The organism is Streptomyces sp. NPDC005435, assembly GCF_040703155.1.
Taxonomy (GTDB): Bacteria; Actinomycetota; Actinomycetes; order Streptomycetales; family Streptomycetaceae; genus Streptomyces.
In genome coordinates this window covers 44,632-63,537 of record NZ_JBEXEQ010000027.1, presented here as the reverse complement: position 1 = coordinate 63,537, position 18,906 = coordinate 44,632, and the positions used below count along the sequence as shown (strand labels likewise).

Genomic DNA, 18,906 nt, shown 5'->3' with positions numbered 1-18,906 from the left:
CATGACAACTCCGGTGGCACTGCGGGCGTTCGGACTGAAAAGCACTCGAAGTGACTGATTCCTGCCCGAATGGTTGCCGGATGCGCATGGAACGGCGTAGGGACGTGCCTCAGGCTGGTCGTGAACGTTCATCTACAGCGCCCGCAATCCCTCGATGACCTCGCGCAGAATCCGTTCGTCCGGCAGATGGGCCGGGGGAACGGGACGGCTGACCGTGACGCAGCCCAGTTCCAGGAGGTCGCCGAGGAGCACCCGGACCACGCCGACCGGGAGGTCCGCGTCCGCCGCGAGTTCGGCGACCGACTGCGTCTCCGTACGGCACAGCTCGATCAGGGTCCGGTGCTCGGGGCCGAGCGCGGTCCCGTCGTCCATGCCGGGTGCGGCGGGGTCGAGGGTGACGAGCGCGATCAGGTCGAAGGCCACCCCCGTCGGGCCGGGCTGGGTGCGCCCGCCGGTCATGGCGTAGGGGCGGACCAGAGGCCCGGCTTCGCCGTCGTACCACTGGCTGCCCTGCTCCCCCGGGCCGCCTGGCGGGTTCTCGGTCATCCGTGCCGACCCTTCCGGTTCATCCTGCGGCGGACGGCCGCGCCACGATGCGCGGAGCCGAGGAGAGGTGTTCGCCCACCCGCTTGACCAGACGCGCCATCTCGTAGGCGACCAGGCCGATGTCGGCGGTGACAGCCGTGAGGACCGCCAGGCAGGAGCCGTCGCCCGCGGCCGCCACGAAGAGGAAGGCGTCGTCCATCTCCACCATGGTCTGGCGCACGCCGCCCGCGCCGAAGTGCCGTCCGGCGCCCTTGGCGAGGCTGTTGAAGCCGGAGGCCACCGCGGCCAGGTGTTCCGCGTCGTCCCGGCCGAGGCCGCTGGAGGCGCCGACGGCCAGGCCGTCGTTGGAGAGGACGACCGCGTGGCGCACCTCGTGCACGCGCGTCACCAGGTCGTCCAGCAGCCAGTCGAGTTCACCGGATCGCTGTGCGCCCGTTCTGTTCGAGTTCTGGATCATGCCGGGTCTCCTTCGGTGCTGTCGCTGCCCGTTCCGGGCTGCTGGGCGGCGCGGCCGGGCCGTCTGCCGCCGCCGCGCGTCCATCCGTCGCGGTAGGCCGCCATTCGCTGGCGTACGAGTTCGGGGGTGCGCGCGTCGTCCGCGTCGGGTTCGGGTTCCGGCGCGGCCTCTTCGGGGCGCTGGTGCCGGAGCTGGGGGACGAGGTTGGCCTGGCGCACGCGGCGCGGGAGGTCGTCCGTGGGCTCGGATTCGGTCGGTGGGTGGTGCGGCCTCAAGGTGCTGACTCCGGGAAGCGGTGGTTCGGGCGCCGGAGTGGGCGCCGGTGGGGCGGTGACGGCCAGGACGGGACGGTCGGCCGGGGCGGCCACCGCCGGCGGGGGCGTCGGGACGTCGGGCACGCGCGCGTACTCGGGGCGCGGCTCCTGGAGCGCCGGCGGTTCCTCGGCGGCCGGTTCCTCGGGGCCGTTGTGCACCAGGGCGGTGGGCAGCAGGACGACGGCGGTGGTGCCGCCGTACGGCGAGGTGCGCAGGTGCACCTTGATGCCGTGCCGGAAGGCGAGCCTGCTGACCACGAAGAGTCCGAGGCGGTCGGTGTCGAAGAGGTCGAGTGCCTCGGACTGCTCGATGCGCCGGTTGGCGTCGGCGAGGACGTCGGGGCCCATGCCGAGCCCCCGGTCCTCGACTTCGAGGACATAGCCGTTGCCGACGGGTTCGCCGGAGACGCGCACACGGGTGTGGGGCGGCGAGAACTGGGCCGCGTTCTCCACCAGCTCGGCGAGCAGGTGGGTGAGGTCGGCGACGGCCGCGCCGACGACGGAGGCGGCGGGAAGCTGGCGCACCTCCACGCGCGCGTAGTCCTCGACCTCGGACACCGCGGCGCGGACCACGTTGGTGAGGGAGACCGGCATGCGCCAGGCGCGGCCGGGTGCCGCTCCGGAGAGGATGATCAGACTTTCCGCGTGGCGCCGCATCCGTGTGGTGAGGTGGTCCAGACGGAAGAGGTCGCTCAGCTCGTCCGGGTCGTCGGAGCGCCGCTCCATGCTGTCGAGCAGGCTGAGCTGGCGGTGTACCAGGACCTGGCTGCGCCGGGCGAGGTTGACGAAGACGCCCGAGATGCCGCTGGCGAGTTCGGCGCGCTCCATGGCGGCGCGCAGGGCCGCACGGTGCACGGTCGTCAAGGCTTCCGCCACCTGGCCGGTCTCGTCCTCGGCCGGGGGCCCGGCGGGTGCCTCCGCCCGGATGTCGATCTCCTCGCCGGCGCGCAGTTTCCGCATGGCCGCGGGAAGTTTGCGGCGGGCGATCTCCAGAGCGTCGTTGCGCAGGCTCACCAGCTCGACCACCAGGCCGCGTCCGATGCGGACGGAGATCACCAGCGATGCGACGACCGCCGCGAACCCGAAGAGCACGGCGGCGCCCGCGGGGCTGAACACTCCCCCGGCGAACGGGTCGGTGCGGCCGGCGACTTCCCGGCTGGTGTCCGCCGCGACAGCGGACATGCCCTCCCGCACGCGCGTGTACGCGACGGTCCAGGCCGACCCGGACGACGCGTCGACCGTCTTGGCGTCGCCGCCCGCGGCGAGGACGTCGTCCTCGCTGGCCGTGAGCGACACATAGGCGTTGTCGCTGGCGACGCGGTTCCAGGCGGCGCGCTGCGCGGCGGGCAGGTCCGCGACGGCCGTGTCGGTCAGGGCACGGCGGGTGGTGACGGCGGCGTCGAACAGCCGCAGCCGTTCGCCGCGCAGCGCTGTGGCCGGCCGGGTGCCGGCGACGACGGCGTTCTCCTGGGCCAGCGCCTCGGCGGCCCGGGAGAATTCCAGGAGCACGCGCGCGTCGGAGCCGGTGTCGGACTGCTGGATGCCGGTGAGGGCACCGTCCACGGCGAAGGCGCTGCCGATGGTCTTCGTGTACCGCTCGTACGTCTGGTTCCAGCCGGTCGTGCGGTCGAGCACGGCCGTTCGCAGTGTGCGCAGCCGCTCGGCGTCCGTGACGAAGGCCGTCAGGCGACTGCCGACGACGGCGGGCAGTTCCTGACCGGCGGCGACGGTGCTGTCGTCGCCGAGGCGCAGGGCGGCGACCGCCCGGTCGGTGCGGGAGACCAGGCCGCGGAGGTCGTCGGCGTGGGCGGTGCTCGGATCGTTCGCGTACCGGACGGCGGCGGTCCGTTCGTTCTGGAGGGCGGCGACGGCCGCCGCCACCGGGCTGCGCAGCTCGTCGTCCACGCGCTGCGACTGGCGCAGCCTGGTGACGTCCTGCGCGGTGGTGACGGTGGCGTACGCCCACAGGGCGAGCAGGGAGACGACGGGCACCATGAGCAGGCAGACCACCTTGGCGCGCACGGTGCGCGGGCGCATGTGCCAGCGGCCCGCGCGCGGGGACACGTGGTCCGGCGGGAAGTCGAGGAGCGCGTCCAGGGGCTCGTCGGCCGGCGGTCCGGCGTGCGCGCGGCGGCCGCGTCGCGGGGGCGGGGCCTGCGTCGACGCAGCGGCCTGGGTGGTGCTTCGGGGTGGGCGCATGGCCTCCTCGCTCGTGACGTGGTTCGGGACTGCCGGGGCCGGAGTCCCGCTAGCGGGCGGCGCTCTCGACGGGCCGTTGGGCGGTGGCGGACGCCGCGCGCTCGTCGGCCGTGGGTGAGAGGGCCACGAAGGCCGAGGTGATGAACAGGTAGGAGCCGAGGCCGACGGCGAGCGGGAAGATGAACTGCATCGCCGTGGCTCCGGGCAGGGGCGCGCCCGACGGGTCGACCCGCACGCTCACGGCGAACATCCCGCTGTAGTGCATGCTGCTGACGGCCGCGCCCATGACCAGGGAGGCGAGGGTCACCGCGAGGGGCGACTTGATGTTGAGACCGGCCCACAGCGCCGCGGTCGCGGCCACGACGGCGATCACCACCGAGAGGCCGACCAGGGCGGGGTCGTAGGTGACGTGCCCGTGCAGCCTCACCGCGGCCATGCCGAGGTAGTGCATGGCGGCGACGCCGAGACCGGTGGTGAGGCCGCCGATGAGGAGCGCCCGGTTGCGGTCCTTGCTGTAGCCGACGGCGAAGACGCCGGCGCAGACGACGACCATGGCGACGACGAGGCTGAGAATGGTCAGGGGCACGTCGTAACGGATGTCGGTGCCGCTCACTCGGAAGCCGAGCATGGCCACGAAGTGCATGGTCCAGATGCCGGTGCCGATCGCGGAGGCCGCCGTGACGAGCCAGTTGCGGCGCGCGCGTCCGGTGGCGGCGAGCGCGCGCACGGTGCAGCGCAGGCCGAGCGCGGCACCTGTGCAGGCCATCGCGTACGACAGTGCGGGGGTCAGCCAGCCGAAGGCGGCGTGGTCCATATGTCCCATGGCCAACGGACGCTAGCCGGGGCAGGGGCGTGCGCAGGGGGCGCGTTTCGAAAGGTGTCACAACATGACGCAAACGCTGTCGCACCATGACACAGAGTTGTGACGAACGGGTCGCATCGTGCTCGATCATGCGCGCGGCGGCGTCATCGGTTCCGGTGAGAGATCATGCGGAACATGAGTGACGACCACACACACGTCCAGGAGTTCTTCGGCGCCCGGGCGGCCAGCTGGGACAGCAGGTTCCCCGACGACGGTCCGGCCTACGAGGCGGCGGTGACCGGTCTCGGACTGAACGAGGGTGACCGCGTGCTGGACGCGGGCTGCGGTACGGGACGCGCGCTGCCGTTCCTCCGGTCCGCCGTCGGGCCCGGCGGGACGGTGATCGGGGCCGACCTGACCCCGGCGATGCTGCGGGCCGCGGTGGACGCGGGCCGGGACCGCGACGCGGCACTGCTGCTCGCCGACGTCGTCGCGCTGCCCCTGCGCTCGGAGACCTTGGACGCCGTCTTCGCCGCGGGGCTGATCGCGCACTTGCCGGAGCCTGCCGAGAACCTGCGGGAGCTGGCCCGTGTGGTGCGGCCCGGCGGGCTGCTCGCGCTGTTCCACCCCATCGGCCGGGCAGCGCTGGCGGCACGCCAGGGGCGGGAACTCACCCCGGCCGACCTGCGGGCCGAGCCCAATCTGAGGCCTCTGCTGGCGGGTTCGGGCTGGCGCATGACGTCGTACGTCGACGAGGACGACCACTTCCTGGCCCTGGCGGTGCGTGAATCCTGAGGCGGCCCAAAGGATTCACGTGGGCATGACGCGGTGCCCGGCTCGACCGGGCTCCTCGCGGCCTCCGTTCACTCCGGCACGTCGGCCGCCGAGGTGGGCGCGTGCCGTACCGGGCAGCCGCCCAGCCCCGGGACGGGCCGGGTGCCGAGGTCGGGGGTCCGGTAGCCGTCCGGGTAACTTCTGACCTCCCAGTTCTGGCGCGCGAAGTGCGGAGCGCGGCGGGGCGGCAGCAGCCGGACCAGCCGGCCGCGCGTCCGTACGGCGCGGCGTACGAGCGTGGTTGCCGCCGCGCCGGGTGGCTCGTACCGGAAGGCGCGCAGCAGCGGTTCGTCGAGCAGCGCGAGCGTGGCCGTACGCAGCAGGGGTGCGAGGGGGCGGGGGTACCAGGACGTCATCAGGCCGAGCGTGGCGTCGGAGACCTGACGCGAACGCTCGTCCCAGGCGAAGTGGGTCTCTTCGTAGGTGTCGAGCAGGTCCTCGAACTCCTCATAGGTCTCGGGGATGCCGGGGATGCCCAGGTGCCGGCCGAAGGTGCGGTAGTACTCGGTGGTGGCGACGACCTCGTGCCGGGACAGGCGTCGCCAGCCGTAGGCGTCGATCCAGCGTCTGGGCATCACGACGAAGGTGGAGAGGACGTAGCGCATGTCGTCGTCGCTGATGTCGTAGGCGCGGTGCATCTGGTTGATACGGCGGATCGCGGTGCGGGCCTGGTCGGCGGCGAAGCCGTGTTCCATGACGGTGTCGAGGAGGAGCGAGGTGTCGTCGTACCGCTTCTGCGTGCGTTCGGTCAGCTCTGCCGTCTCCGCCAGCAGGCGTCCGATGCTCGGGACGGCGTACGTGCGGAACAGGGCGAGTTCCAGCGCCCGCGTGTAGTCCCAGGGGAATTCGAACGCCGCACTGAGCCGGTAGATCTCGTGGGCGTCGGCCACCGGGTCCATCCGGCGGATCTCCTGGAGCCGCGCGAACCGTTTCACAGACATGTCCCCTTCTGCCATCGAATCTCCAACTCTACGGTGAACAGCGGCAGATGCTCGATCAGCGACTACCCCGGTCAGGGGAGGCGGTCCGCATGTTCGACGCGATTCGCAGGTACGCGACCAAGTTCCACAGCACCTCCGCACAGGTGAAGTCCGCGGGGAGGCCATCGCGACGCACCCCCAACTTGTTCGACGCGGCGGCCGCCTACGTGGTGGCACGCGCCGAGGACGATCAGGACGGGATGGACGAGGCGTCGGCGTGGGTGTCGCCGGAGGCACTGTCCTTCGGGGTCAGCGAGCTGGCGTGTCGTGCCGTCGTCGCCCTCGCCCGGGAACGGTCCATGTCCCCTCGTGCGGTCGCCCATGACCTCCTCGGCCTGCCGGCGGTGTGAAAGAGGGAGCTGACGGACAGGGGATGATTCGCCCCCGTCCGGGCGGAAAATCGCAGCTCCCCGTGGTGCGCGCAGTCGTGACAAGCCTCTCTTCCGCCCACTAGGGTGCGCGCCACGGACGAACCACTGGGGAGGCTGAGATGGCCGGGACGGATGAGGAAACCGTCGCCTCCAGCGACGCGCTGTTCGTGCTCACGGCGGTGCTGCTGACACCCGCGCAGTTCCCCAGCGTGCTGGGTGACGACTACCCGGAAGCGTGCGCGGCGCTGGGACTCGCGCCGTGCGCCGACGGGTACGGGCTGGTGCTGGGACAGGACGGCGAGGGGGCCCGCTGGACGGCCGTGATCGACGACGTGTCGCTGGTCGCCGTGGCCATCGCGTCGTGGGACTGCGGTATGGAGTACGACCTCTCGCCGGACGAGCGGTCGATCGTGGCGGCACTGCCCGGCTGGCCTCTCGCCGTCGCCGTCGCGGCGCCCGATGTGCCCGCGCCGCACGATCCGTCCCCCGAGGACGGGGGCATGGCGCCGCTCGTGCCGCCCGACGCCACGATCTGGGGACCGGCGCAGCGTCGTCTCGGAGCCGACGAGATCGCGCTCCAGTGGTCGACCTGGCGGAGCCAGCTGCCGGACGGGGCCTTCGCCGCGCCGAACGGCTCGGGCGAAGAGACGGAAGCCGCGCCCCCTGCCGAGGAACGCAAGCCGAGAAACGGGGATTCGGGAGTCCGGCGCGTGCTGGCGGAGGCACGCGCGTACCTCGACTCACCTCCGCCCCTCGGCCGGGTGCGTTCGGCGTTCGCCCCCGGAGACGCCCGGACGCTGCGCGCCGACGGCCCCGGCTGGTCGATCGTGGCCCGCACCGATGACATCGCCTTCGTCCTCCTCGACGACAAACCCGGCGAGGTGCTGCCGGTGGGCCGTGGTCCGGAGCTTCCCGACCTGCTGGAGGCGCTGGACAAGATGGCCGTCCGGCCCAACTGATCCGGCGGCGGACACTCCCGACGGCACAGGAGGAACCGCGCCACCCGCGCGAGCGCGGCCTCCAGTGCCCGGTCCGCCCACGGCCGGCCGGGTGAGGGGATCGGCGCGGCTCGCGTCAGCGGCCCAGCTCCTTTCGCGTGACCCGGCGGAGCCTCCGACGCTGCGAGGGGTCCAGCGCCAGATAGGCCGCGGCCGGGACTCCCACGACGACCAGAAGCGCCACCCACCAGGGCAGCCATATCAGCAAGATCAGCCCGACGGCCAGACCACCCACCGCGATCTTCGCGTTCCTGGACATGAGCGCCGCCTCCTTCGTCGCAGCCATTGCCGCTCTCTGCACTGAAAACGGCCCTGCGGGCCCCGCGGTTCCGGCCTCCGCCCCTGAGACATCCCTGAGGAGCCCCTGAGACGCGATCTCGGGGGCTCTTAAGGGACTACGAGGGCGGAATTCGGGTACGCACCCGTATTTCAGCCCGCCACGGGTACTTCAGCCCCGCGCACCGAGCAGGTGATCCATCGCCAGCTGGTCCAGCCGCTCGAAGGCCATGCCGCGCGCACCGGCGGACTCGACGTCGAAGTCCTCGAACGCGGTGCGGTCGGCGAGCAGCGCGTCCAGGCCGTCCGCCGCCGTCGGCTGGGCGAGCTGGTCGAGGCGCGAGGCGCGCAGGGCCTCCTGGACCTCCGGATCGGCCCGGAAGGCGGCGGCGCGGTCCTTCAGGATGAGGTAGTTGCGCATGCAGCCGGCCGCCGACGCCCACACCCCGTCGAGGTCCTCGGTCCGCGGCGGCTTGAAGTCGAAGTGGCGGGGACCGTCGTACCCGGCGCTCTCCAGCAGGTCGACGAGCCAGAAGGCGGACCGGAGGTCGCCCGCGCCGAAGCGCAGATCCTGGTCGTACTTGATGCCCGACTGGCCGTTGAGGTCGATGTGGAAGAGCTTGCCCGCCCACAGGGCCTGGGCGATGCCGTGCGGGAAGTTGAGCCCGGCCATCTGCTCGTGCCCCACCTCGGGGTTGACGCCGTACAGCTCGGGCCGCTCCAGACGCTCGATGAACGCGAGGGCGTGGCCGACGGTCGGGAGCAGGATGTCGCCGCGCGGCTCGTTCGGCTTGGGCTCGATGGCGAAGCGGATGTCGTACCCCTGCGAGGTGACGTACTCGCCGAGGAGGTCGAACGCCTCCTTCATCCGGTCCAGCGCGTTCCGGACGTCCTTGGCCCCACCGGACTCGGCACCCTCGCGGCCGCCCCAGGCGACGTAGGTCCGCGCGCCGAGCTCCACGGCGAGGTCGATGTTGCGGATGGTCTTGCGCAGGGCGTAACGGCGCACGTCGCGGTCGTTGGCGGTGAACCCGCCGTCCTTGAAGACCGGGTGCGTGAAGAGGTTGGTGGTGGCCATCGGCACGGCCATGCCGGTGGCGTCCAGAGCCTGCCGGAAGCGCTTCACGTGTGACTCGCGCTCGGTCTCCGAAGCGCCGAACGGGATCAGGTCGTCGTCGTGGAAGGTGACCCCGTACGCGCCCAGCTCGGCCAGGCGCTGGACCGTCTCGACCGGGTCGAGGGCACGGCGGGTGGCGTCGCCGAAGGGGTCCTTGCCCTGCCAGCCGACGGTCCACAGACCGAAGGTGAACCTGTCCTCGGGGGTGGGCTGGTAACTCATGTCGCGGCTCCTTCGCTGCACACGGCTATTTCGTCATGGCCGTTTACAAATTAGTATGCGAACACATCTCTGTGAAGAGACAAGGTGTCTTGGACAGCGAGGCGGGCCTTCGACAGGTGCCGTGCGGCGTTCGGCGGGAAGCGCGAGCCGTGCCGGCGCCGGGCCCTTTCGCCGTCCGCCCCGCAGAGCCGCGGAAGAGGAGAGCCCGATGTCAGCAGCCGAGGGTCCGCTCGTCGTGGGCGTGGACACGTCCACGCAGTCCACGAAGGCGCTGGTCGTCGACGCGGCCACCGGAGAGGTGGTGGCGAGCGGTCAGGCGCCCCACACGGTGTCCTCCGGCGAGGGCCGGGAGAGCGATCCCCGTCAGTGGTGGGAGGCCCTGTGCGAGGCGCTGCACCAGTGCGGCGACGCGGCGCGCGAGGCGGCGGCCGTGTCGATCGGCGGCCAGCAGCACGGCCTGGTGACCCTGGATGGACGGGGTGAGCCGGTACGCCCCGCGCTGCTGTGGAACGACGTCCGCTCGGCGCCGCAGGCCCGCCGCCTCGTGGACGAGCTGGGCGGTCCGAAGGCCTGGGCGGAGCGCACGGGAAGCGTGCCGGGCCCCTCGTTCACGGTGACGAAGTGGGCATGGCTGGCCGAGCACGAGCCCGAGGCCGTCCGTGCCACCAGGGCGGTGCGGCTCCCCCACGACTACCTCACCGAACGCCTCACCGGTCAGGGCACCACCGACCGGGGCGACGCCTCCGGCACGGGCTGGTGGGCGTCCGGGACGGAGACGTACGACGAGGAGACCCTGGCCCACGTGGGCCTCGACCCGGCGCTGCTGCCTCGTGTGGTGCGGCCCGGCGAGGTGGCCGGCACCGTTCGCGACGGCCATGATCTGCCGTTCTCCAAGGGAACGCTGGTCGCGCCGGGCACGGGCGACAACGCGGCCGCCGCACTCGGCCTGGGACTGCGTCCGGGCACCCCGGTGCTCAGCCTCGGCACCTCGGGCACGGTGTACGCCGTCTCCCGGCACCGGCCCGCCGACCCGACCGGTACCGTCGCCGGTTTCGCCGACGCCCATGGGGACTGGCTGCCGCTGGCCTGCACCCTCAACTGCACGCTCGCGGTGGACCGGATCGCCGCTCTGCTGGGCCTGGACCGCGAGGCCGTGGAGCCGGACACCTCGGTCACGCTGCTGCCGTATCTGGACGGCGAGCGCACCCCGAATCTGCCGCACGCCTCCGGGCTGCTGCACGGGCTGCGTCACGACACGACCGCCGGTCAGCTGCTCCAGGCCGCCTACGACGGCGCGGTGCACTCCCTGCTCGGCGCCCTGGACCTGGTGCTGGACCAGGACGCCGACCGCACCACTCCCCTGCTGCTGATCGGAGGCGGCGCGCGCGGCACCGCCTGGCGGCAGACGGTGCGCAGGCTGTCGGGCCGGCCGGTCCAGATCCCCGAGGCCAGGGAGCTGGTCGCGCTCGGCGCCGCCGCCCAGGCGGCGGGCCTGCTGACCGGCGAGGACCCCGCGGCGGTGGCCCGCCGCTGGAACACGGCGGCCGGCCCGGTGCTGGACCCCGTGGAGCGGGACGAGGCCGCCCTCACCCGGATCTCCGGGGTACTCTCCGACGCGGCCCCGCTGCTGGAGCGGGGTACGGAACGCGGCTGAGCGGAACGGCTCGTTCGCGAACCCGCGTACCGACGGCCCACCATGGACGCCATGAACCGGCGGGACACCATGGACCGGCGGTACGAAGGACACCGAGGAAACGACGGAGGCATGACCGCACCGCTGCCCGACGCGCGCCCGCCGAGGACGGGGCGTGCGCTGCCGGACACCCAGCACGGCATACGCCGGCGCAACCTGGGGCGCGTCATGCACGCCGTCAGCGCGGAGGGTCCGCTGTCGCGGGCCGCGGTCGCCTCGCACATCGGTCTGACCCGGGCGGCCGTCTCGACCATGGTCGACGACCTGATCCGCTGGGAGCTCCTGGAGGAACTGGGCCCCGAGCGGCCGGGTCGCGTGGGCCGCCCCGGGTCGGCGCTCGCGGTGAGCGGTCGCGGCCCCGCGGGCATCGGCGCCGAGGTCGGCGTGGACCATCTCGCCGTGTGCGCCGTCGACCTGCGCGGCCGGGTGCGCGCCCGGGCGGTGCGCCACGGCTCGAACCGGGGGCGTGCTCCCGAACCGGTGACGGAAGAACTCACGGAGCTGATCGGCCAGGTGGTGGCCGAGGCGGAACGGGAGGGCCTGTGGGCCGCGGGGCTCGCGGTGGCCGTACCCGGGCTGATCGCGCGCGACGGGCGCACGGTCGTCCGCGCGCCGAACCTCGGCTGGCAGGACACCGACCTCGGCGCCCTGCTGCCCGCGGACCTGTCCCCGCGCGTGGACAACGAGGCCAATTTCGGCGCTCTCGCGGAACTGTGGCTCGGTGCCGGTACGCCCCCGGACTTCCTGCACGTGTCGGCGGAGATCGGCATCGGCGCGGCGGTCGTCGTGGACGGCGACCTGCTGCGCGGGACGCGCGGATTCGCGGGCGAACTGGGCCATGTGCCGGTCCGGCCCGACGGGCCCGACTGCCCCTGCGGCGGCCGGGGCTGTCTGGAGCAGTACGCGGGTGAGGAGGCGGTCCGGCGCGCGGCCGGCATCGAGCCGCACGGGGAACTGCTCGGGCTGCTCGCGGAGCGCGCCGAATCGGGCGACCATGCCGTACGCACCGCCCTGAGCGACGCCGGTACGGCGCTGGGCATCTCCCTGACCGGAGCCGTCAACCTCCTCGATCCCGACACGGTCGTCCTCGGCGGGGCCCTCGCCGGCCTCTCACCCTGGCTCCTGCCCTCGCTGGAGGCGGAGTTGCGAGGTCGCACGGCCGGCCCGGCCTGCCCGGTCACCGTGTCCACGCTCGGTCCGGAGGGTCCACTGCTCGGCGCGGCCCACGCCGTGGTGCGAGCGGTGCTGGACGATCCTGCGGTCGTGGCGGAACGGGTCTGACCTCGAGTTCGCCATTCGGTGCCCGGTGCGGGACTGCCGAAACTCACTCGTTCAGGCGGCGGAGTTGTCCACAACCCCTGCCTCGTCCACGGAAACGTCGCTCGGCCTTCTGCGCAACTCGCCCTCGCCGTACCGTGATTCACACGAGGCGCAACCGCCGGACCAGCCCGGCGTGTCCCCCTCCGTACGAAGAACGCGCATGCGTGGCGCCGAGGGCGACACGCGTCTGGCGGCACAGGTACTCCGGTGAGCCGGACGCGTGCCGCCGGGCAACCCGGGAGGCCCAATCCCCTCGGGCGCCGCGCGTGGCACTGAACTGCTCGCACGCGGCGGGGATACACACGTGACAGTCGTTCGCGTGTGCGGCGTTCACGGCGGGCGGGCGTGACCTCGGTACGCGGCCGGCGCCGGTTCCGACAGCCGTCCTCCGATCGGCTGTGCCCGATCTCCCACCTTCAGAAAGGCATCGGACGATGGAAAAGAAGCGGGCCCTTCATCACCTCAGCCGACGCGGACTCCTGAAGGGCACGGCACTGGCCGCCGTCCCCTACGCGCTGCTGCCCGGCCCCCAGGCGAGCGCGCAGCCCGCCCTGGACTATCCCGACGGGGAATGGCATCCCGCGAGCAGCGCCAACTACACCGTTTCCAGCCGCCCTTCCGCCTACACGATCGACCGTGTGATCATCCACGTCACCCAGGAGACCTTCACCGGCGCACTGAACGTCTTCAGCAACCCGGAGAAGCAGGTGTCCGCGCACTACGTCGTCCGCTCCGGGGACGGTCTCATCGCCCAGTGCGTCCGGGAGTCCGACATCGCCTGGCACGCGGGCAACTGGGACTACAACACCCGCAGCATCGGCATCGAGCACGAGGGCTGGGTCGATCAGCCCTTCTACTTCACGAACGCGCTCTACGAACGGTCCGCGCGGCTGACGGCGGCGATCTGCGCCAAGTACGGCATCCCGAGAGACAGGGAGCACATCATCGGCCACTACGAGGTGCCCGGCACCGATCACACCGACCCGGGCGTGTACTGGGACTGGATCCGCTACATCAGACTGGTCAATTTCGCCTAGTCCCACGTCATGCCGGTTGTCCGCGTCGGCACCGCGCGTGACGATGCTCCCAGCTGTTCCACCGTCCGGGGAGGACGAGTTGACCGATCAGTGGGTGGCCCTGGAGCCGGGGGCCGACCCGGCCGAGCGGGTCAGGTCGCTGCGCCAGGCGCACGAGAAGTTCACCACGGCGGGCACGGTGCCGCAGCGGGTGCGGCCGGTGGTCGCGGAGTCCTGGCGCCGCAGCGCACGCGCGGGTGTGCGGGTCGACGGGACGGCGAGCGTGGAGCTGACCGACGGCGACCTGGGCGTCTATCGCGCCGAGCACCCACTGGCCCGGGTGATGCCGTTGTTCAGAGAGCTGCTGGGCACGTTCGCCGCCGACGGCGAGCATCTGCTGGCGGTGTGCGACGCGCACGGCAGACTCATGTGGGTCGAGGGGCATCCGGCGACCCTGCGCCAGGCGGACCGGATGAACTTCGTGCCGGGCGCCCGCTGGTCGGAGACGGCCGTCGGGACGAACGCGCCCGGCACCGCCGTGGCCGTGGACCGGCCGGTCCAGGTCTTCTCGGCCGAGCACTTCATACGGCGCGTGCAGCCATGGACGTGCGCGGCCGCACCGGTGCACGATCCCCGAACCGGGCGGGTCCTCGGCGCCGTCGACATCACCGGCGGGGACCGGCTGGCACACCCGCACAGCCTGGGCTTCGTGCAGGCGGTGGCACGGGCGGCCGAATCACAGCTGGCCCTCCTCGCGCCGCCCCGCAAGGCCGAGGACGCTCCGTTCCTGAGCGCGCTGGGCCGTGACGAGGCGCAGCTCCGCCTGGGCGGCGGGCAGCGGATCGGGCTCAGCCGACGGCACAGCGAGATCCTCGTGCTGCTGGCCCGTCACCCCGAGGGCCTGACCGGTGACGAGCTGCTGTGCGCGCTGTACGCGGACGAGTCGGTGACGCCGGTGACGCTGCGCGCCGAACTGGCCCGGCTGCGCCGGCTGCTGACACCGGGGCTCCTGGCCTCACGCCCGTACCGGCTGACGGCGCCGGTGGAGTCCGATGTCGCCGTGGTGGAACGCAGACTGGAGGCGGGAGCGCTGACGGCGGCGTGCAGGGCCTACCGGGGTCCGCTGCTGCCGGGTTCGCAGGCGCCCGCGGTCGTTCGGCTCCGGCGGCGACTCGCCGCCGCCCTGAGGACGGCGCTGATCACGCACAGCGATCCGGATCTGCTCGCCGACTGGGCGCACGCACCCTGGGGCGAGGCCGATCTCCTGGTGTGGCGGGCGCTGGCGGCGGTCCGGCCGACGGCTCCGGTGAGGGCGCGGCTCGCGGCGCTGGAGGCCGAACTGGCCGCCCCCGCCGCTGCGGTCCGACGGCCACCCCGAGCCCGCACACCCGTGCTGACCAGCAACGCAACATATTTGCAACGTCCGCCCGTCTAGGTTCGTCACGAGAGCTGTCCAACGGCGGGCGGCACTTCACCGGGAGGCAGAGCAGCATGACCCGATACGCGACGCCGGGCTCCGAGGGCTCGATCGTCTCCTACCAGCCGCGCTACGACCACTTCATCGGCGGTGAGTACGTTCCGCCGGCGCGCGGCCAGTACTTCGACAACCCGTCGCCGGTCAACGGGCAGCCGTTCACCGAGATCGCGCGCGGCACGGCCGAGGACGTCGAGCGGGCGCTCGACGCGGCGCACGCGGCGTGGCCCGGCTGGGCCCGGACGTCGGTGACGGAGCGTTCGGACATCCTGCTGAAGATCGCCGACCGCATGGAGACCAATCTGGAGGCCTTGGCGGTGGCCGAGACCTGGGAGAACGGCAAGCCGGTCCGTGAGACGCTGGCCGCCGACATCCCGCTCGCCATCGACCACTTCCGGTACTTCGCGGGGGCGATCCGCGCGCAGGAGGGCTCCCTCGGGGAGATCGACGACGACACCGTGGCGTACCACTTCCACGAGCCGCTCGGCGTGGTCGCCCAGATCATCCCGTGGAACTTCCCGATCCTGATGGCGGCGTGGAAGCTCGCCCCGGCCCTCGCCGCGGGCAACGCGGTCGTCCTCAAGCCGGCCGAGCAGACCCCGGCGTCCATCCACTTCTGGATGAGCCTGATCGCCGACCTGCTGCCGCCGGGCGTGCTGAACATCGTCAACGGCTTCGGCGTGGAGGCGGGCAAGCCGCTGGCGTCCAGCCCCCGCGTGGCGAAGGTGGCGTTCACCGGTGAGACGACGACCGGGCGGCTGATCATGCAGTACGCCTCGGAGAACATCAAGCCGGTCACCCTGGAACTCGGCGGCAAGTCGCCCAACATCTTCTTCGACGACGTGTGGCTGCACGACGACGACTTCCGTGACAAGGCGCTTGAGGGCTTCACGATGTTCGCCCTCAACCAGGGCGAGGTGTGCACCTGCCCGTCCCGTGCGCTCGTCCAGCGCGGGCACTACGCCGAGTTCGTCGAGGCCGCCGTCGCCCGCACCGAACTCATCAAGCCCGGGCACCCCCTCGACACCGAGACGATGATCGGCGCCCAGGCGTCCAACGACCAGCTGGAGAAGATCCTCTCCTACCTGGACATCGGCCGTCAGGAGGGCGCGAGGGTACTCACCGGCGGCGAACGCATCGAGTACGACGGCGAGCTGAAGGGGGGTTACTACGTCCAGCCGACCATCTTCGAGGGCGACAACCGTATGCGGATCTTCCAGGAGGAGATCTTCGGCCCGGTCGTCTCGGTCACGTCGTTCGACGACTTCGACGACGCCATGAAGCTGGCCAACGACACCCTGTACGGCCTCGGTGCCGGTGTCTGGACCCGCGACATCAACACCGCCTACCGCGCCGGCCGCACCATCCAGGCAGGCCGCGTCTGGACCAACTGCTACCACGCCTACCCGGCCCACGCGGCCTTCGGCGGCTACAAGCAGTCCGGCATCGGCCGCGAGACGCACAAGATGATGCTGGAGCACTACCAGCAGACGAAGAACATGCTCGTGTCGTACTCGCCGAAGAAGCTCGGCTTCTTCTAGGAGGCACGTAGAAGGGCGCCTGATCAAGCGCGTTGCCCGATCGGCGCCCTTCTGATGCTCCGGCGTCACGAGGCGGAACGCGGTCCGGAGCGGGACGCCCCGCGCACGGGATGGCGCGGGGCGGTCGGGGCAGGGTGGGGTCAGGTTGCCGGGGTGACCTCCTTCAGGTTTCCGGCGGTCAGGAGGTTCGGGATCGTCGTGCTCGTCACGTACTGCGTGCCGAGTCCGGGCTGTCCGAACCACGGACGGATCGGGCCGGCCTGCACGGTGAAGGACTTGACCACCTTGTAGAGGTGGTAGTTGTACGCCGGGTCCGACGCGTTGTACTCGTCGAGGTTGGTCGGCGGGATCGCGCGCCGGTTGTACGGGGTGCCCTGCGGGGCCAGGAAGTTGCCCCGGCCGCTGCCGAACAGGTCGACCATCTGGCCCACCCTCAGCCTCTTGGTCTCCTGCACCGGGCGGCCGTCGCGCAGGACGAAGCCGTTGTTGTCCGGGTACCACCAGCCGGACTTGTTCTGCTGGTCGGTCTGCCAGTAGCAGCCCAGGAACCAGTACTGCGAGGTGCCGTCCTGCGGCTTCCAGCCGCGCAGCATCCGGGCGACCGGCCCGGTGCGGGGCAGGCGGCTGGGGCCGAGCCGCCAGTCGTCGCGGTAGTACGTCTCCAGCCCGGTCGGCGGGGCGGTGGTCGTACCGGCCGACCGGTGGGCGGTCGGGCAGCTCTGCCCGGCCACGCCGGCGGCCCCGGCGCGGGCGCCGGCGGCCTCGACGGGGCCCGGTGCGAGACCGATCAGCAGGAGCGGCGACGTGAGCGCGCCCACCACGAGGCGACGCAGTAGCTTCATCCGAGTCTCTTCCCTGTCCCTTCTCAACCGGTGCCGCCGCACGGCACCGGGCACACGGGCGGTGCCCGTGACGGAGCCATTAGTGGCGGGCAGGGGAACATGTCGCCGGGATGGTGCGGCCGGAAAGACCTCCGAACGGCGCAGCGAAGCAACCCGGGCGGCGGAGTCGTGGTGAGCCGAGGTGGGGTCGGTGAGGAGGCCGCCGTGCGGGTTGCCAGGGTCGGGTCGGGGTCGGTCCGTGGTCGGGTCGGGGTCGGTCCGGGGTCGACGCGGTGCTGAGTCTCGGCTTGCCCCTGCGCGTTGGTCGCCGCGTGCTGGGCCGCGTAGGTGGCTGGGCCCAGCTCTCGGGCCCACGATCTGTTCGGCCTCGCCAGACGCCGGGCCGAGGGGCACCCCCATGTCCCCCGAGGCGCAGACACTCTGTCGGCATGAGCACCCCGCGCGCGGTCCTAGAGTCGTCCGGTATGACACAGCGCATCCGGATCGCGAGCAGGACTTCGGCGATGGCCACCGCGCAGGTGCGGTGGTTGGTGGGGGAGATCGAGCGGAGCGCGCCCGGGGTGGTGGCGGAGTTCGTTCCCGTCAGTACCGTGGGGGATCGCTGGGCCGGGCCGTTGGCCGAGGTGGGTGGCAAGGCGGTGTTCACCAGTGCGGTGACACGCGCCGTGCTCGACGGGCGGGCGGATCTCGCGCTGCACTGTACGAAGGACATGCCCGGGGACAGCCCGGAGCCCGAGGGGATGGTGTGCCTGTATCCGCGGCGGGACGATGTGCGGGACGTTCTGGTCGATCCCGGCGGGCGGAGGCTGGACGACCTGCCGGCCGGCACCCGCGTGGGCACCTCCGCGCCGCGCCGGATCGCTCAGCTCACCGCCTCGCACCCGCACTTGAAGCTGGTCCCGGTACGGGGCAACGCGGACACCCGTCTCGCTCTGGCCCACGCGGGCGATGCCGTCGATGCCGTCATCCTCGCCGGAGCGGGGCTGCGGAGGATCGGGCGGGAGGCGGAGGCGACGGAGGTGCTCGACGCGCACCGGATGATGCCTGCCCTGGGCGCCGGCCAGCTGGCCCTGCAGATCTGGGCGGACGACGAGGCGGCCCGCGCGGTCCTCGCCCCGCTCGTGGACGCCGGTGCGACCCGTGCGGCCGTCGCGGAGCGGACGCTGCTGCGCGCGCTCGCCGGGCACTGTCACGCGCCGATCGCCGGGCATGCCACCGCCGGCGCCTCGGGCGAAGTGCGCCTGGCGGCGCGGGTGTACGCCCCGGACGGTTCCGTCGTTCTCGGCGCCGAGGGGGTGGGAGGTGTCCCGGAGGAGGTCGGCCGCGCCGTGGCCGAGGACCTCGTCAGCCAGGGCGCGGACGAGGTCCTCGCCGCCTCCCGGCGCGCCTGAACCGCCACACGCCGGCCAGCGCCGATGCGCGCCGCAACACGCTCAGTCGATACAGAACTCGTTGCCCTCGACGTCCTGCATCACGATGCACGAGTCGTTGCCGTCGTACAGCAGCCGCACGCGGACCGCCCCGTGCGGGATCAGCCGGGCGCACTCCGCTTCGAGCGCGGCCAGGCGCTCCTCGCCCACGAGACCGGTGCCGACGCGCACGCAGAGATGCACCCGGTTCTTGACGACCTTGCCTTCGGGAACACGCTGAAAGTACAGACGCGGGCCGACTCCGGAAGGGTCGCTGCAGGCGAACCAGGAGCTCCGCTCCTCCGGGGGCTGGGAGCGGTCGTAGGCGTCCCAGGTGGCGAATCCCGCAGGTGGCGGTGGTGCGACGTACCCCAACACCTCGCACCAGAAGCGTGCGACGCGCTGGGGCTCCGCGCAGTCGAAGGTGACTTGGAACTGTTTGATCGACGACATCCACGCTCCACATGAGAGTGACTCGGCTGTCGGGCCGGCGGG

Annotated in this window: 18 protein-coding genes; 9 read left to right on the top strand and 9 right to left on the bottom strand. The window is 72.2% G+C overall.

What is annotated here, in order from left to right:
• Positions 1–132 precede the first annotated feature (132 nt).
• Genes AB0898_RS28305 through AB0898_RS28290 form a run of 4 tightly spaced genes read right to left on the bottom strand, consistent with a single transcriptional unit; the run spans position 133 to position 4,339 of the window.
• Positions 133–546, bottom strand: coding sequence for a DUF742 domain-containing protein (locus AB0898_RS28305; RefSeq protein ID WP_366805850.1), 414 nt, complete (start codon positions 544–546; stop codon positions 133–135).
• A 19-nt stretch (positions 547–565) separates the two neighbouring features.
• Positions 566–1,003 carry a roadblock/LC7 domain-containing protein gene (locus AB0898_RS28300; RefSeq protein ID WP_366805849.1) on the bottom strand — a complete coding sequence of 146 codons (438 nt, stop codon included), beginning with the start codon at positions 1,001–1,003 and terminating at the stop codon, positions 566–568.
• Positions 1,000–3,516 carry a nitrate- and nitrite sensing domain-containing protein gene (locus tag AB0898_RS28295; protein WP_366805848.1) on the bottom strand — a complete coding sequence of 839 codons (2,517 nt, stop codon included), beginning with the start codon at positions 3,514–3,516 and terminating at the stop codon, positions 1,000–1,002. Before AB0898_RS28295 ends, AB0898_RS28300 begins: the two co-directional genes overlap by 4 nt.
• Before the next feature lie 49 nt (positions 3,517–3,565).
• Positions 3,566–4,339, bottom strand: coding sequence for an MHYT domain-containing protein (locus tag AB0898_RS28290; RefSeq protein ID WP_366805847.1), 774 nt, complete (start codon positions 4,337–4,339; stop codon positions 3,566–3,568).
• 174 nt (positions 4,340–4,513) lie between these two features.
• Here AB0898_RS28290 and AB0898_RS28285 point away from each other — a divergent pair, with 174 nt between their 5' ends.
• Positions 4,514–5,113 carry a class I SAM-dependent methyltransferase gene (locus AB0898_RS28285; protein WP_366805846.1) on the top strand — a complete coding sequence of 200 codons (600 nt, stop codon included), beginning with the start codon at positions 4,514–4,516 and terminating at the stop codon, positions 5,111–5,113.
• 68 nt (positions 5,114–5,181) lie between these two features.
• Here AB0898_RS28285 and AB0898_RS28280 read toward each other — a convergent pair whose 3' ends face one another.
• Positions 5,182–6,087: an oxygenase MpaB family protein gene (locus AB0898_RS28280; protein WP_366805880.1), complete on the bottom strand. Its 906-nt coding sequence runs from the start codon at positions 6,085–6,087 to the stop codon at positions 5,182–5,184.
• A 95-nt stretch (positions 6,088–6,182) separates the two neighbouring features.
• Here AB0898_RS28280 and AB0898_RS28275 point away from each other — a divergent pair, with 95 nt between their 5' ends.
• Both AB0898_RS28275 and AB0898_RS28270 read left to right on the top strand, forming a co-directional pair.
• A complete protein-coding gene (locus AB0898_RS28275; protein WP_366805844.1) occupies positions 6,183–6,482 on the top strand; it encodes a hypothetical protein in 300 nt (99 codons plus the stop codon).
• Between the two features lie 140 nt (positions 6,483–6,622).
• Positions 6,623–7,462: a hypothetical protein gene (locus tag AB0898_RS28270; RefSeq protein ID WP_366805843.1), complete on the top strand. Its 840-nt coding sequence runs from the start codon at positions 6,623–6,625 to the stop codon at positions 7,460–7,462.
• Positions 7,463–7,577: 115 nt separating this feature from the next.
• On the opposite strand, the gene AB0898_RS28265 is transcribed toward AB0898_RS28270, so the two are convergent.
• Both AB0898_RS28265 and xylA read right to left on the bottom strand, forming a co-directional pair.
• The gene (locus tag AB0898_RS28265; RefSeq protein WP_366805842.1) at positions 7,578–7,760 is read right to left on the bottom strand and encodes a hypothetical protein; all 183 of its coding nucleotides are present in this window, start codon (positions 7,758–7,760) and stop codon (positions 7,578–7,580) included.
• Between the two features lie 189 nt (positions 7,761–7,949).
• Positions 7,950–9,116, bottom strand: a complete 1,167-nt coding sequence (gene xylA / locus AB0898_RS28260) for a xylose isomerase (RefSeq protein WP_366805841.1) — start codon at positions 9,114–9,116, stop codon at positions 7,950–7,952.
• Between the two features lie 208 nt (positions 9,117–9,324).
• Between xylA and xylB the strand changes: the two genes are divergently transcribed.
• From xylB to adh, 5 genes are all read left to right on the top strand, one after another.
• Positions 9,325–10,770 carry a xylulokinase gene (gene xylB / locus AB0898_RS28255; protein ID WP_366805840.1) on the top strand — a complete coding sequence of 482 codons (1,446 nt, stop codon included), beginning with the start codon at positions 9,325–9,327 and terminating at the stop codon, positions 10,768–10,770.
• Positions 10,771–10,881: 111 nt separating this feature from the next.
• Positions 10,882–12,090, top strand: coding sequence for an ROK family transcriptional regulator (locus tag AB0898_RS28250; RefSeq protein WP_366805839.1), 1,209 nt, complete (start codon positions 10,882–10,884; stop codon positions 12,088–12,090).
• Positions 12,091–12,563: 473 nt separating this feature from the next.
• Positions 12,564–13,166, top strand: a complete 603-nt coding sequence (locus AB0898_RS28245) for an N-acetylmuramoyl-L-alanine amidase (protein WP_366805838.1) — start codon at positions 12,564–12,566, stop codon at positions 13,164–13,166.
• Between the two features lie 79 nt (positions 13,167–13,245).
• The gene (locus AB0898_RS28240) at positions 13,246–14,580 is read left to right on the top strand and encodes a GAF domain-containing protein (protein WP_366805836.1); all 1,335 of its coding nucleotides are present in this window, start codon (positions 13,246–13,248) and stop codon (positions 14,578–14,580) included.
• A gap of 56 nt (positions 14,581–14,636) precedes the next feature.
• Positions 14,637–16,160: an aldehyde dehydrogenase gene (gene adh / locus AB0898_RS28235; protein ID WP_366805835.1), complete on the top strand. Its 1,524-nt coding sequence runs from the start codon at positions 14,637–14,639 to the stop codon at positions 16,158–16,160.
• Between the two features lie 140 nt (positions 16,161–16,300).
• Here the strand turns inward: adh and AB0898_RS28230 are convergent, their stop codons facing one another.
• Positions 16,301–17,002, bottom strand: coding sequence for a TNT domain-containing protein (locus AB0898_RS28230; protein ID WP_366805834.1), 702 nt, complete (start codon positions 17,000–17,002; stop codon positions 16,301–16,303).
• Between the two features lie 464 nt (positions 17,003–17,466).
• On the opposite strand from AB0898_RS28230, the gene hemC reads away from it, so the two are divergent.
• Positions 17,467–18,393: a hydroxymethylbilane synthase gene (hemC, locus tag AB0898_RS28225; RefSeq protein WP_366805833.1), complete on the top strand. Its 927-nt coding sequence runs from the start codon at positions 17,467–17,469 to the stop codon at positions 18,391–18,393.
• A 42-nt stretch (positions 18,394–18,435) separates the two neighbouring features.
• Here the strand turns inward: hemC and AB0898_RS28220 are convergent, their stop codons facing one another.
• Positions 18,436–18,864, bottom strand: coding sequence for a VOC family protein (locus AB0898_RS28220; RefSeq protein WP_366805832.1), 429 nt, complete (start codon positions 18,862–18,864; stop codon positions 18,436–18,438).
• Positions 18,865–18,906: the final 42 nt, after the last annotated feature.

What these genes read in the sequence shown, in the direction of transcription:
- AB0898_RS28305 (WP_366805850.1), bottom strand. Translation starts at nt 546, where the DNA reads ATGACCGAGAACCCGCCAGGCGGCCCGGGGGAGCAGGGCAGCCAGTGG.
- AB0898_RS28300 (WP_366805849.1), bottom strand. Translation starts at nt 1,003, where the DNA reads ATGATCCAGAACTCGAACAGAACGGGCGCACAGCGATCCGGTGAACTC.
- AB0898_RS28295 (WP_366805848.1), bottom strand. Translation starts at nt 3,516, where the DNA reads ATGCGCCCACCCCGAAGCACCACCCAGGCCGCTGCGTCGACGCAGGCC.
- AB0898_RS28290 (WP_366805847.1), bottom strand. Translation starts at nt 4,339, where the DNA reads ATGGGACATATGGACCACGCCGCCTTCGGCTGGCTGACCCCCGCACTG.
- AB0898_RS28285 (WP_366805846.1), top strand. Translation starts at nt 4,514, where the DNA reads ATGAGTGACGACCACACACACGTCCAGGAGTTCTTCGGCGCCCGGGCG.
- AB0898_RS28275 (WP_366805844.1), top strand. Translation starts at nt 6,183, where the DNA reads ATGTTCGACGCGATTCGCAGGTACGCGACCAAGTTCCACAGCACCTCC.
- AB0898_RS28270 (WP_366805843.1), top strand. Translation starts at nt 6,623, where the DNA reads ATGGCCGGGACGGATGAGGAAACCGTCGCCTCCAGCGACGCGCTGTTC.
- AB0898_RS28265 (WP_366805842.1), bottom strand. Translation starts at nt 7,760, where the DNA reads ATGTCCAGGAACGCGAAGATCGCGGTGGGTGGTCTGGCCGTCGGGCTG.
- xylA (WP_366805841.1), bottom strand. Translation starts at nt 9,116, where the DNA reads ATGAGTTACCAGCCCACCCCCGAGGACAGGTTCACCTTCGGTCTGTGG.
- xylB (WP_366805840.1), top strand. Translation starts at nt 9,325, where the DNA reads ATGTCAGCAGCCGAGGGTCCGCTCGTCGTGGGCGTGGACACGTCCACG.
- AB0898_RS28250 (WP_366805839.1), top strand. Translation starts at nt 10,882, where the DNA reads ATGACCGCACCGCTGCCCGACGCGCGCCCGCCGAGGACGGGGCGTGCG.
- AB0898_RS28245 (WP_366805838.1), top strand. Translation starts at nt 12,564, where the DNA reads ATGGAAAAGAAGCGGGCCCTTCATCACCTCAGCCGACGCGGACTCCTG.
- adh (WP_366805835.1), top strand. Translation starts at nt 14,637, where the DNA reads ATGACCCGATACGCGACGCCGGGCTCCGAGGGCTCGATCGTCTCCTAC.
- AB0898_RS28230 (WP_366805834.1), bottom strand. Translation starts at nt 17,002, where the DNA reads ATGAAGCTACTGCGTCGCCTCGTGGTGGGCGCGCTCACGTCGCCGCTC.
- hemC (WP_366805833.1), top strand. Translation starts at nt 17,467, where the DNA reads ATGACACAGCGCATCCGGATCGCGAGCAGGACTTCGGCGATGGCCACC.
- AB0898_RS28220 (WP_366805832.1), bottom strand. Translation starts at nt 18,864, where the DNA reads ATGTCGTCGATCAAACAGTTCCAAGTCACCTTCGACTGCGCGGAGCCC.